General features: G+C 62.4%; 9 protein-coding genes and 1 pseudogene. 6 read left to right on the forward strand and 4 right to left on the reverse strand.

Going from position 1 to position 13,245, the window contains the following annotated elements; genetic code table 11:
• Positions 1-44: 44 nt before the first annotated feature.
• From E2E30_RS19415 to E2E30_RS19435, 5 genes and pseudogenes are all read left to right on the forward strand, one after another.
• The gene (locus E2E30_RS19415) at positions 45-1,679 is read left to right on the forward strand and encodes a hypothetical protein (RefSeq protein WP_133192309.1); all 1,635 of its coding nucleotides are present in this window, start codon (positions 45-47) and stop codon (positions 1,677-1,679) included.
• 22 nt (positions 1,680-1,701) lie between these two features.
• Positions 1,702-2,424: a hypothetical protein gene (locus E2E30_RS19420; RefSeq protein WP_133192310.1), complete on the forward strand. Its 723-nt coding sequence runs from the start codon at positions 1,702-1,704 to the stop codon at positions 2,422-2,424.
• Positions 2,425-2,619: 195 nt separating this feature from the next.
• A pseudogene (locus E2E30_RS19425) lies at positions 2,620-3,006 on the forward strand (HipA domain-containing protein); the annotation flags it as partial.
• Complete coding sequence (locus E2E30_RS19430; protein WP_133192311.1) at positions 3,003-4,118, forward strand: hypothetical protein; 1,116 nt, start codon at positions 3,003-3,005, stop codon at positions 4,116-4,118. The pseudogene E2E30_RS19425 and the gene E2E30_RS19430, both read left to right, overlap by 4 nt.
• A gap of 12 nt (positions 4,119-4,130) precedes the next feature.
• Positions 4,131-5,507: a hypothetical protein gene (locus tag E2E30_RS19435; protein WP_133192312.1), complete on the forward strand. Its 1,377-nt coding sequence runs from the start codon at positions 4,131-4,133 to the stop codon at positions 5,505-5,507.
• A 73-nt stretch (positions 5,508-5,580) separates the two neighbouring features.
• On the opposite strand, the gene E2E30_RS19440 is transcribed toward E2E30_RS19435, so the two are convergent.
• Together E2E30_RS19440 and E2E30_RS19445 are read right to left on the reverse strand one after the other, a co-directional pair.
• Positions 5,581-7,509, reverse strand: a complete 1,929-nt coding sequence (locus E2E30_RS19440) for a UvrD-helicase domain-containing protein (protein WP_133192313.1) — start codon at positions 7,507-7,509, stop codon at positions 5,581-5,583.
• Positions 7,506-9,782 (reverse strand): ATP-dependent nuclease, encoded by a 2,277-nt coding sequence (locus tag E2E30_RS19445; RefSeq protein WP_133192314.1) that lies wholly within the window; start codon positions 9,780-9,782, stop codon positions 7,506-7,508. The genes E2E30_RS19440 and E2E30_RS19445 overlap by 4 nt, the downstream gene beginning before the upstream one ends.
• Before the next feature lie 284 nt (positions 9,783-10,066).
• Between E2E30_RS19445 and E2E30_RS19450 the strand changes: the two genes are divergently transcribed.
• The gene (locus E2E30_RS19450) at positions 10,067-10,633 is read left to right on the forward strand and encodes a hypothetical protein (RefSeq protein WP_133192315.1); all 567 of its coding nucleotides are present in this window, start codon (positions 10,067-10,069) and stop codon (positions 10,631-10,633) included.
• 113 nt (positions 10,634-10,746) lie between these two features.
• On the opposite strand, the gene E2E30_RS19455 is transcribed toward E2E30_RS19450, so the two are convergent.
• Both E2E30_RS19455 and E2E30_RS19460 read right to left on the reverse strand, forming a co-directional pair.
• Positions 10,747-11,826, reverse strand: a complete 1,080-nt coding sequence (locus E2E30_RS19455; protein ID WP_133192316.1) for a tyrosine-type recombinase/integrase — start codon at positions 11,824-11,826, stop codon at positions 10,747-10,749.
• Positions 11,826-13,073 (reverse strand): hypothetical protein, encoded by a 1,248-nt coding sequence (locus tag E2E30_RS19460; protein ID WP_133192317.1) that lies wholly within the window; start codon positions 13,071-13,073, stop codon positions 11,826-11,828. Before E2E30_RS19460 ends, E2E30_RS19455 begins: the two co-directional genes overlap by 1 nt.
• Between the last annotated feature and the right edge of the window lie 172 nt (positions 13,074-13,245).

The raw sequence follows: 13,245 nt of genomic DNA on the forward strand, positions 1-13,245 counted from the left end.
CACAAGCGCGCCCTAGCCATGGCCGCCGAGGCTCCTGTCGCGCCATGACGCTCGACGGATTCCTCACGATACTCGCGCTCGCCGCGGCGATCTACGCGGTCCTGTCTCCGGTGCAGCGGCAGCGCGTATCTCTGACCTGGCGGCCGCAGCTCGTCCTCGCGGTGCCGATGTTCGGGCTGATCATCGGGTTCGAGCTTCAGGATTGGTCGCCGCCGCCGTGCTCGTTCGCGCTGAGCCAGGTCTGCCGCGGCTTGGTCTTGGGCGGCGCCGAGCCCGGCCCGGCACGCAAGTTCGCCTTCTTGCTCGCCTGCGCGTGGCTATTCGGCGCGGTAGCCTTGCATGCGGTCTCCAAGCCCACCTTGGCGAGCGTGCCGTCGTTCGCCAAGGTGGCGACCACGCTGATCGACGAGGAGCGGTACGGTGACGCACTGGAGCTGATCCAGCCGCACATCGCACTACTGGCACACGCCAGCCGCCGGCGCTGTGCCCGGCAGCGGCTGCGCGACTGGCTGGAGGAGTTCGGGCCGACACCTGAGCACTCGTTCCGGCGCTACCTGCTCCGGCCGGGAACGCGCCGGTACAGCGGCGAGGGTTGGCCCGAGTGGGCCGCGGCTCCGGTGCGGTGGATGGCGCGCTTCGTGCCGGCGGGGCGCCGGGGCGAGAGCGCCGCGGGCGACCTGCTCCAGCTGCTGATGAACTCGCCCAAGCTGTTCGACTACATCGTGTCGCGCCGGCCGTACTTTTCGCTCGGGCTGATACGCGAGCCGATCTACGGCGGCGCGGAGTTCCTCGAGCGCTTTCTTGGCGAGCTGATGCGGCGGCCAGGGAGCGCGCTCTACCAGGAGATTGCCACCAACGACCGTTCCGAAGGACTGATCGGCTATCACCTTTCAGAACGCAACCGCATCCTCCACTTCCTGTTTGCCGATGCCAAGGTTGCCGAGGAACTGTCGGCATGGCAGGGGGTCGGCGACTACCTGAAGCGCCTACTCGGCGGCGACGAACGACCTGAATATTGGGCGTGGCTCAATGGTCAGCCCGACTGGTTCGAGCGAGACCAGCTGCGCGACCCGACCTATGTGGGGATGTTCTTTTTCGACATCATGGTCAGCGCCGCCGCCAAGCAGGGGGTCGGCTACCACATGTGGCTCTACTACTTCACCTCCTTCGCCGACCTGCTCGAAGACGGCTACGATTCTAGCGGCGCCGGCATCGACCGGACGGCCGAATTTCCGACCCGTGCCGCCCGCCTGCTCTACGAGCTGGTGAGCCACCTGGCCGCCTGGGTCGGGATGCTGCGGCACTTGCCGGAGGGCGCAGTCCACCGCAGGGCTCCCGACCGGAGGGACAATCCCGCGACCATCCCCTTCGCCGCGGCGCAGGCGCTCGGCCGCGTGCTCTCGGTGGCGGTCGGGTCGCGGAAGGTAGACGAGGGCGTGGTCCAGACCCTCCACGATGTCGCGATCCGGCCGATCAAGGAACTGCACCCCGACGACGGCGACCAGTCGGCTCTCCGAGCCTACCTCATCGACGCGCTGCTAAGCGGACGTGGACGATCGACCGACCTTGGCTACTTAACGCGGCTGGCCGAGCTGCTCGACGGGAATGACGACCTGATTGAGTATGAGATACCCGACTATGTATCCGCGCTCACGATGCGGATTAACGGGATGGGGTAATGACGGAGCTGGAGGCAAGGCGGTGAGCCTGTACCTGAACGAGCACGAGCGCAGCGCGCTCGCTTCGATCGACCGGGATGGGCTGCGCAAGCTCATCGATGAGGCGGTCTGTAGCTGCCGATCGAGCGCGCTCCACGAGCTCAGGCTCGCGAGCTGCGGCGCCCACGTTACCGGCCGGCTGCGGCGGTTCGAACGGGACCTAGACAGCTACATCAAAGCCAAGTCGGCGCAGAAGCGGAGCGATACGCGGCAGCGCGCGAACGACGCCGGAGCTGACCTCGTCCGGGCCGTCGGCGAGATGCAGGCCCGCATGGTCGAGGAGGATAAGGAACTCGAACGCTTCCGGATCGACGATCTGATCACGCCGCCCTCGCTCCTGCGGGAGCGCATCGAGGTCCGGGTCAGCTTCCAGTGGCGCGATGCGGCAGCGGACGGGTGGCGACTCGGCAGCATCACCTTCAGCCAGCAGGTTGACCTCAGCCCAGACTACACGCGGCCGCAGCCCAAGCGGAAGCCGAGCGCTAGGGAACAGGCGGAGGCCCAACAGGACGAGCTCTACCGCCATTGGGAGCACCTCCGTATGCTCGCCATCCATTCGGTGCGCGAGTATCTGCAGAAGGGCGGCAACGGCGCCGCCATCCCTCGGTTGTTCGAGACGCGCGCCAGTGCGCACAGCCGCTACCTTAATAATTTTAGCTGCGACTTCTGGCGCGACGAGGCTACCTCACCGAGTGCAACAGGCTGAGACTGACCCATGGCTGACGTCGAACTTCATTCGACGCATCCAGTGACTTGACCGAAATGGGTTTTAACCGCAGCTTCAATCTATGGCCTGCAATGTTGATGACCTGCAGAAGCAGTTCACGGCGCTAGAGCGCCGCAAGCACGGTGATGCTCAACGCTGCCGCGTCGAAATTCGCGCTGGCAAGGAGGACTACGTGCTGTCTATCGGCGCGTCGCCTTCAACGTACTGATTCCCAATGTCGACGATCACCTGCGCAACCATGGCTTCCTTTGGCTCGGCGCGGCGGGATGGTCTCTTTCCCCCGCCTACGACCTCAACCCTGTGCCCATCGACCTCAAGGCGCGGGTGCTGACGACGAACATCGACCTCGATGAGGGCACGTGCTCACTCGGCCTGCTTGAGGCGGCTTCGGAGTTCTTCGGCCTCACACTGCAGCAGGCCCGCGCAATCATCAAAGAGGTCGCGACCGTGACCGCAACGTGGCGTGCCACCGCCAAGGCGGCCGGCGCCCGCTCCGGCGAAATCACCCGGATGGCCAGCGCCTTCGAGCGCGATGATCTCAAGCGGGCGCTGGCGCTATGACCCGAACCTTCATCTACAGCTTCACGCCGCCTTCACTTGACCCGTCCCCGGGCGCGACCATCGCGCTGGACGTTTCTGAAATTGAAGACGCCGGCATCCGCGAAGTGCTTCAGACGCCGGGCGCAGCCTATGGCGCATGGTCGATTCTGGATGCCCTGCTCACGCCGACCGGAGCGGGCACATCCTTCATTTTCAGACAACCGCTGGGCCAGGCGCGCGAAGTGAAGGTCGCGTTGTCGGGCCTTTTCGGACGATTCGTCGCCCGCGCCTATCTCGAGCGATATTTCGATCTCTCCATCTTCGCCCATCTCGGCAACCACATGATCGATCTCGACCGTCGCAAGCAGGTCAGGATCAAGCGCCTTGCCCGAGGCGATCTCCCCGACTGGATCGCATGCAAATCCGATCTCAGCTTACTAACGATCGCGGAAGCAAAGGGCTGTCACGACCCGGGCGGACCGGCGAAAGCACTCGCGCGCGCCTGGACGCAAGCCGGGCGCATTGACGTGACCGTCCAAGGCCAAAAAGTCACCGTGAAGCGGATCGCGATCGCAAGCCGGTGGGGCGTGGCCAATTCCAGTCCCGCTGATGCTCACCTGTCGGTTCGCGATCCCATCGACAAGGGCGATCCCATCGATCCGCAAAACAAGGACGCTCCGTTCATCGGGCTGCTTCGTCTGCATGTCGCCAATATGATCGAACCTCTCGGCCATACAGAACTCGCTCAGGCACTACGCGCTCTGACACGCCAAACGTTTCCGCGACCACTCCGGGACGCGGCCGCTCGCGCACGCACCATCCTCGACAGTGCGACGATAGGACAAATGGAAAAGAGCCAGGATATCGGCGGCATGGTGGGCGGGATTGTCACGCGGGCCGGCCCGATTACCGACGCGGTCGCTAGTACTATTGATCAGGAGGCTCTGGCCCGGCTCAACCTTCGCCCGGTTTTCGTCGGAGTAGACCGGGATCTAATCCGTGCGGCAATCGACGGGGAAGCGGATGCCATTCGCGGTCGCCTGGCAGCAAAAGTGAGCCCCGATGAATTCGCGCGGCCAGATCGCGCTGGCGGTTGGATCATCCCGCTCGGCGCGGAACGACGTATCATTTGAGGGGCTTAAACCGTGGACACTGGGTTTGTTGATCTCGACATTCTCCTCACTCAAATTCGGCATCCGCAGTCGAAGGTGTATTTTCTTGATGCGGTGAAGGCCTACAAGGCCGGCGCGTTGCGTGGCGCACTCACCTCAGCCTGGGTTGCCCTGGTCTACGACCTGATAGCCAAGTATCGCGAGTTGAGCGCTATGGGCGATGCGGCCGCGACGGCTTTCCTTCAAGCGTGGGATAACGCGACCGTCACTGGCGACATCCCCAAGCTGCTTCAGCTCGAACGGGGCATCCTCGGAGACGCAACGGCCAACACCCAGGTAGTCAATCGCATCGCCCGAACGCATCTGGAGCGCCTGCGCGAAGACAGACATCTTTGCGCGCACCCGGCCTTCTCGGCCGAGGCGGATTTGTTCGCGCCATCGCCAGAGCTAGTGCGGCTTCACCTCGTCAATGCGGTCGATCTCGTGCTTTCTCAGGAGCCCTTACAGGGCAAAGCGATCTTCGACCTTTACGACGTTGACGTGCAGTCGCCGGGCTTTCCGACGGAATACGAACGTATTATGGACTATGTCGACCAGCGTTACTTGGCGCGCGTCCGCGCCCAGAACGTCCGCAACTTCGGCACGGTGCTGGCAAAATCCCTTCTCAAGGGCGTACCCGCGCAATGGGAGCCGCTCCATCGCAAGATTATCCCCTCGCTGGTCACGGTGCGCGAACGCGCTGCTGAGGCCTGGCCAGATATCTCCATGGCGATCGTCAGGCTGATGGACAACCTCGAGCCGGCGAACCGCCCTCGCGCCATCGCGTTCATCGCCGCTTTTCCGGATTTCTGGCCAGAGCTTCAGGAGCCAACGCGGACGGCCCTGCAAGCGACCATCGACAACGCCGACCCCGCGGCCCTCGCCGACTACCGCATCCTTGCAGGCGTGACCGTCCCACAATTCCGCGTCGCGCTGCTGCCGCTGATCGCCGGCCTCAATCGGGAAAATCTGGCCGCCGCAATCGCCTCTCAGCCGCTCGCCGACCTATGGCCTCGGGCAGTTGATGAGTATCAAGGTTCTGGTAGCTGGCGCGGATCAGAAGTGAACTTCAGCGTTCTCATCACGCCGTTCGCCGGCCGTCTTAACAGCCAACAGCTTGACCAACTTCTAGATGCCGTCATTGACAACGGGCAGAACTGGGATGCAGCGGAAACGGATACGCTTCTGCTCGGTGTGCTCCGGAACGCGGTACCCGCTGATCGGCCGACCCCTGACGCGCGCAATCGTTTCTGCCAACACGTTCGCCGCGTGCGGCGTGCTGATAAATACGAAGACGTTCTCAACTTCCTCCAGTCCGACGGCTGGGTGCTGCCACCGCTAGAACAGCCGGTCGATGACGAACCGATGTAAAATCGCAGGCGCTCAAAAGATCGCGTCGATGACCTTGCTTAACATACTAGAGCAGCTGGCACATGCCGCAGACCTACACGATCACCTCAACCTCATCTGCCGAAAACCAACCGTTCTTGACCACGGAGATGGCCAGCACTGCCGGATCATCGGTGTAGCCCACCAGCGCCAAGCTCTTTTCGGCTCGCGTGGCGGTGACATAAAGCAACCGTCGAGTCCGATCGGCGCCGGTCTCCTCGCCGGCGGCGGCGCGCTTAAGATCGGTCCCCGAGAGCGGCTTGGTTCCGAACAGTTTTTCGTACGAGAACAGGAAGCCCTTGGCGTCGGTGTCGTCCATGATCACTAGGACGCGCTCGAACTCCAGGCCTTTCACACCTTGATGAGTACCGTAAGGGCCTTGGTCGGCGACATATTCTACGAAGGGTACGATCTGTCGGTAGGGCTGGCTCAGAAAGGCGCGCCAAGCCTCAAGGCCCTTAATGACCGGCGATTCACTGTCCGCACCTTCCTCGACCGCTTCATCCTCGGCTTGGGCGACATCGTCAGTCTCCGTTGCCGGGGCATCTCGCTCGAGAAAGGGCGCTAGGCTGGCGGGAATCTCGAAAAGACTATGCTCCGCGACGCACTGAAGAATGTCCAAGAACGTCATGTCGGGGTTTGACCGGCGCAACTTTAGCAGGGCAGTCACTGCGGCGCGGGGCGCCCGTAACGGGTCGGCGGAGTTTTCGCTCTCTGCCAACGCCTTCGTCTTCACGAGAGGGGACGCTTCGCGGAGCAAATTCATGATGGCGAAATCCTCGCCCGCGTCAGACGCGGCGAACAACGGCGCCACCCGCTCGCTGAACAGACGCAAGCCCGGTAGGCTCCCTTGCCGTAGTCCGGTCGAGAGGCTCTTATCGACATCCAGCGCGCTGAACATGCTTGCAAACCCCCGACGCGAGGCCGCCATATGATGTTCGAGGGTGAGCGTCTTCACGTCTTCAGCCGGCCCGTCCCAACCGTCGTCAGCGCAGACGGTCCTCATCCGCGCATGGATTCGGCGCTCCAGCGCGGGTTTGTCGGATGTGTCGGACCGGGCGACGAAGAACCGAACGACGCCCTCAATGCTGTCGTCGCGTGCAAATTGGGTTTGGCCATCGGCTCCAGCCCGTATCGCATTGCCTAATTGCACGATGCGCCGGCCAGAGCGATGGTTCATCCGTTTCACGGGGCTCGCCCAGCCATCGGGAACCACCGTGCCGAGATCAGCTTGGCCATCCCCGTAGATTCGCTGCATCGTGTCGCCCAGCAGACCCAGAGCAAAGCGCGCGCCTTGAACCTCGGCAAGGTAGAACAGCGCCGCGATCAGCCCCTTCGTCGTGTCTTGGCTCTCATCAATCAGCAGGAAGGGATAGCTATTGACCACGACCGCCTGCATCGCCGGCTTGGTAGTGATGAATGCGGCCGCAATCGCGAGCACCTCGGCGTGAGAAAGGGAGTCCGCGCCGAAATTGTCGCCGTTAGGATTGTAGGTAAAGGTTCGCGGAACGCTAAGGTACTCTAGGCGACGCTCGATCGCCTTCATGGCCCGATCGCGATCGATCGAAGCTTGACCAGCGCGACCTTTGGCTTGCTTCTCGACGATTTCCGCCAGCGTGACGGGCAATGTTTTCAGGAGCCAGACGCGGATGTCGGTCTGATGGGGGCCGATCAGCGTCCAGCAGAAACTGTGGATCGTCGAGACCGGAAAAAGCGGGTCCTCGCCAAGTCGGTCCGTGATTTCTTGGGCGGCGGCGCGCGTGTAGGTGATCACCGCAATCCTCGAGCCCGCCCGTCGATAGGCGTCGCCGTATTGGGCGCGAAAACCTTCCAGGGCGCGTTTGAGAGATCTCGTCTTGCCCGACCCGGCACCGGCGTAGACGAAGAAACTGCGCGGCGCTGCCGGGTTGAGACAGGTCCGGATGATGTCATCAACGTCATCGTCGGTGTTAGCGGGGCCCAACTCGATCGGCGTCATCGTCATGCCACCGGCTCGCTAAGGGCGATGTCTTTGGCGATCGCCTTTTCGAACCAGGCCAGGCCTTTCTCGATATAGAGCGGTGGCCGGATCGCAGTGGCGTCCTCGTGCATGAGGCAGTCGAGAGCGAATGCGGCCTTCTCGGCCGTCTTCAGCAATTCAAACAGCTCGTCCGCCAGCGCCTCCCCACCCAACTTTTCGTCAACAAGCGCGCGGATGCGCTTGCTCGTCGGCGACCCTTCGACGGATTTGACCGCCTCAATGTTCTGCAAGACGAGAGCATCCTCAAAGGTCCGCGGAATGATCTTCGTTGCGGTTTTGTCCCCCTCCACGGGCGGTAGCGGTTGCTGAAACGCGACGCGCAACTCGTAGCCCTCGCAGGTCGGACATTCGAGCGCGTCGTCCTTGAGGGCGGCCAAATCGTCGATCAGTTCCTTACCCGGATGCCACGTCTTGAGCACCGGATTGGCAGTCTTCTGATCGGCGCCGATCTGCGGCTTCGTCGATTTCCAGCGAATTGCTTCGCCCCCCGCTGCCAGCGGCACTTTCACGGCGTGCGTTGCGTCCAGATCGGCAACGATCAAGGTCGTCAGCCCGAGCTCGTCCACCAGTTGCTTAAAGCTGTGAGCATGGCTGCCGCCGAGATCGAGGAGAGTCACGTAGCGACGGGACAGCGCGGGGAAGTGATGACGGATGAAGTGCGGCACCAGAATCCGTTCGGCCTGGCCCTCGACGAAGATGATGCCGTCGGCGAAGAACAGGTCGCAGTGGGTGGCCTTCAGATAGCGTTTGACGAACCGTTGGGTCTCATCGACGCCGCCAAAGACATAAGAAAGATTGGCGACCGTGGTCGTCGGGGTCTCGCCTTTCGCGCCAGCGGGCCGGCGCCGGAAATACCGAAGGCTAGCAAAGTCGGCCTCATGGGCCACGTGGCTGGAATGGGTGCTGACCACCAATTGGGTGTGATACTGCGTCTTATCGCCCAACTCGGGACGTTTGCGCAGCAAGGTGTACGCCTTGTTGATGAAGACCTGTTGAACTTGGGCATGGAGGTGGGCCTCCGGCTCTTCGACCAACACGAGATGCAAGGGCGCAATTTTCGGAAGAGACGCCGCATCGACGTCGCTCATTGCCTTCCCGACGCGCATCCAGTCATCTCGATAACTCATTAACATGAAAACCATGGCGATCAGGTTCTGATAGCCAAGGCCAGCGTAATCTTCGGGGAGGCGCAGGGCACTGAGCCCGTCCGCCCCCGGTTCCGCGACCTGATACTGCACGGCCGACCCGTGCTTGAGCCCATCTATGGCGCGCAGCTGGGTTGTGATCTTGAGCTTTGGGTTGTTGACGCCGGGATAGCCGAGCTCCTCCAGCTCGTCGAAAGCCGCCGAAAAACCGGCTTCCAGACGTTTGTCGAAGTTGCGCTCGGCAAGTTGGATCGCGCCGAGCGCGTCATAGTCCTCGGCGGAAGGCGTCTTCGCCGGGTCGAGGTGGCGATCGTAATAGCCACGAAGCTGGTCCGAGAGCCGCCGCTTGAACCGACGCGGGGTGACATCACTGCCCCCCTCTTCGTCGGCTGCACGCTCGCTGGCATCTGAGAAATCCCGCTGCGCAGCGATCTCGTCAATTTTGATGAGATGCCGGAACGGGTTCTTCTCCAACGGAAAGGCCCCAGCCGGGAGCGCCTGAGGTGCCGCCGAGCCATTCTTCGGCGGGACCACGGCCGCAGGGTCGAGAGGATAGGCGCTCAATTGCACATGGGCGCGAAGCTTGCGTTCGAGGAAATCGGTCAGTCGCTCAGGCCAGATAGTAATCGGTTCGCTACCGCCCCCCGGTGTTGCGACTTTCACCGCGGCTTCCCGATTCAACAAATAGTCAGCCTTCAAGCGATCGAGGGAATCCAACTCGTATTTTAGCCGGACACCGATCAGGCCTCCGTTCCATTCGAGAGTGGGCAAGATGTGAACCACATGCTGAATTTCAGTGATCGGCACGTCGAGCCAGACATCTAGGCAAGGGAGGAGGTCGTTGAGCTCATCGGCCGCAGGCGCACCTTTCTCCCAAGCCGTGCCGACGGCGTCAATCCGCGTCCAGTTCGCGATTGTGACGTCTCGAAGGGCCAAGCGGTTGGGCGCCAAAAGGAAGTATCGCAGCGCCACCATCGCAGACGTCTTACCGCTATTGTTTGCACCGACCAGAATCGTCGTTCTTCGATCGAAGTCGAGATGGGTGGATTTGAGCTTCCTAAAATTGGAAATTTCGACGAACTTGATACGCATAGACCCCCGCCCCTGTGACTTGCTCCGTCCCTGTCCTTGCATGTATCGCTACCAGAACTCGAGCTTTTCTGCACCGATTAAGATCGACGGAGCCTGCGACCGCCAACCCGCATGTCACGATGATCGCGCTCCTACACGAGCTGGTCTCCAACACCCTCCAGCATCGCATGGCCGCTTCGCTCTTTTCCCGGAGCGAGCAGCGTCCAGAAGGAGGACCTTGAACGTACTGCCGTTACGCGCCATATTACGACTGTTACGACTGTTACGACAGTACGGAGATCACGATGGTTGATCGCACAGTGACTCAACGTGTCAAAAATCAACGCGACGCTCGTTTACTCGAAGGCTGGCAAGAGGTCCGCGTCTGGGTTCCGAGCGAAAAAGACGCGGTAGAGATCCGAAACATGGCTTCCGACCGCCGAGCTAAGGCCGAAGCGCTTGACGGACTCAGCAAGGAGGTTCCGAAAGTGAGCTTACACACCGAAGTACGCATTGCCCAAGCCATCGCCGAACACGGATCGGCGGCCTACAACACCCCCTCTGGTGCCGTTCTAGATCTCATGACCGAGCTTGCGGGCGAGGACGACCTGCAAGGCTTCTCCCGCGCCGTGGTGATCCTAGCGCGCGCCAAGCCCGCCAACGCTAAGTTTGTCCTCGCTCGCGTCCCGGCTAAAATCAGCAATTTTGTCATCCAGTATCGCGGGATCGCGGCGTTTGACCTGATGAAGTGGACAGATGCTAATCCGCAGTGGCCCGATGACTTGAAGGGCTCGGTCCGCAACCCCGAGCAATTCGAGCGCGTCGTTGAGGCGATGGTGGAAAGCATCAAAGCCTTCGCGAAGTCGCACTGATATATCGTTAACCGCTGTTCGTCTTATAACAACCGGCCTGCGGCCCTATTACCGGTGATGTGACAGTCATTTTCAAGCCCTGATGCTTGTCCGCATTGTGCTCCCACACGCCATCATGCAAACCCTTCCGCAGCATGGTTGCGGAAAGCTTCCTCGTCCCGGACATAGGTGCTGAGCATCTCGATCGACTTGTGCCGGCTGTGTTCCTGCATCTTGAACAGCGTCGCTCCCGTGCGCCCCGCCTCGGTGAGAAAGCCGGCGCGCAGGCTGTGACCCGCGAACAGCGCCGGGTCGTAGCCCACCGCTGCGGCGCGCTTCTTGACCACCAATGCCACCGACTGCTCGCTCAGCGCCGCATCGGTGACCCGGCCGTGCGGGGTCAGCCGACGGAACACCGCTCCTGCGGTGATCTCGGCGGCCTCGATCCAAGCCCGCAGGTGACGCACCGGTTCGATGCGGCGTCCTTCCAGAATGGCGACCGATTGCCCCGCGCCCGCCTGATCGCCCTTGGAGAACGGGATGGTGATCGACAGCCCGCGCGGATGCGGAGCGATATCCTCGACCCGGATCCGCACCAACTCGGATCGGCGGAACGCGCCCATCATGCCCATCGTGAGTAAAGCGCGATCGCGTAGGTCCAGCATCGTATCGCCGGTGATCCCGCGCACGATGTCACGCAGGACGTCGGCGTCGGCGGGTCGCTTGGTGGCGCGCCGGACCGAGCGCTTGGCATTGCGAATACCACGCATCATGGCGCTCAGCGTGGCGGCACCGGTTTGCGTCGTCGGCGGTTCGAGCCCGGCCGCGCGATGGGCGAACACGATCGCTGCGAGGCGACGCTCGATCGATGCCTTGGAGAGCGGACGCCCCGCGGAGAACGTCGTGCCGACGTCAGCGATCTCGGCGAGATAGGCGGCCGTCACCTCGGGGGTGGCCGGCAGCGGTTGATAGCCGCGCGCTGCGCACCAGTCTGTGAAGAGCCGCCAGTCGGAGCGATAGGCGCGGACCGTTGACGCGGCCGATGCCCGCGCCACATACGATGCAACCCGCGCCTCGTCGTCGGCCGTGATGCGCTCGATCAGCGGCACGGAGCTGAAGGGTGTCAGCGCGAGCGGGGCGACGGCGTTAGATGCGGGCGGCGCTCCACCGTCTTCGCTGGGGGCCTTATCCGTCGCGGGACCAGCGTTCGTCATCAGACCGGTCCATGGGCGGCGTAGTTGTAGGCGAGGATGCCGGCATGCCAGAGCAATCCGCCGTCTTCCCGCGCCCAATGTCCGATCGGGCGACAGGTCTCCGGCTCCAGCAGGACAGAGCATCCCTCGCGCTGGAAGATCGAAACCGTTTGCCAGACCCGTAAGTGGGCGGCGTCCAGCATACGCCGCCCGTAGGCGATCGCATCTTCATCGTCCGCGGCGCGCTCGCGATGGCTCCGATATTCATCCCGTCGCCCTCCGCTTTCCCGCCCGACGACGAACTCATAATCATGTAGGTCGTCGGGTGCTCGGATCAGGAACGCGGGGGTCAGGGCGAATTGCTCGTCCTGCTCCCGGAGGCAGGTCAGGCATAGGTTGCGAGTGATGACGTTGCCGGGACAGTCCGGATATTCGCAATCGTGGCGGTCGACCATGCTGACCGTTTCGCAAAAGATGCAGCGCAACGCCGTCTCGCCTGCGTCTTTGTTTGAAAACTGGGCGAGCTTGGGAAGGCCTGCCGCGAAATCCCGCTCGGAGTTGGCAAGGCATTGCGGACAGACATACGCATGCCGTCGCCGATCGAAGTCGAAGAGCTCCAGTGCGTCGGCCGGCGTTAGCAGCGCGATGGCGCAACCGATCTCGCCGACGACCTCACTGTAGACGTGATCGTCCATCCCAAAGATCGCGTACTTCTGCCCTGCCTCCTGGGCGAGCAGGCGATCAGGCCAAGGCATGTCCGCGAACAGTGTCTTGGCAGCGCGGAGAATGGCGAGCACCACCGCGCCTGCAGTGAAGGTCGTGCGCGAGGTTGAATGCATGATCCGGTTGCGATCGCGCCGGACCGTCTCCCAGAAGGTTGCGAAGGCCGCGTCCAGCGGCGGGTCAATCAGGAGGTTGTGGACCTTCACGAGCTTGGACGCATCTAGCGTCGGCAATTCGCCGAAGGACAGCGGCTCCGTCGCCCCCTTCCCCGGCCAGTCCGCGGGATTGCCAAGGAGCAGAAAGGGCGACACCGCGGCGATCCGCCCCTTCAGCGCCATTTCCATCGCCTGCTGGATCAGGCTGTAGGCGTTGGCCAGTTCAGGCTGGACGCTGCGCCAATAGTCGTCGGCCGCCTCTTGGTCGTCGGCCGCAGCGCCTATCCTCGTCAGCGCCTGCTGCGCGCCGATGGTGATCTTCCACGCGAGATAGAGCTGGTTGACGCCGGCAGTGTGAAATTCGCCGGGTGTCGGAATATCGACAATCACCGTTTCGCCTCCGTCACGACCGCAATTTTGAGCACGGCTCGTAGTAGCAGGAATACAATTTATCGCTAGTAACTATTGTGGCCAGTGGATCTGACGGCGGCATAGGCATACCCCTCGCCTCTTGCGAACCATTATGCCATATATCGCCTTTAATACCACCTTTCTCGGATGC

Origin of the sequence: Sphingomonas sp. AAP5, from assembly GCF_004354345.1 — a bacterium.
In the GTDB taxonomy this organism is placed as follows: Bacteria; Pseudomonadota; Alphaproteobacteria; order Sphingomonadales; family Sphingomonadaceae; genus Sphingomonas; species Sphingomonas glacialis.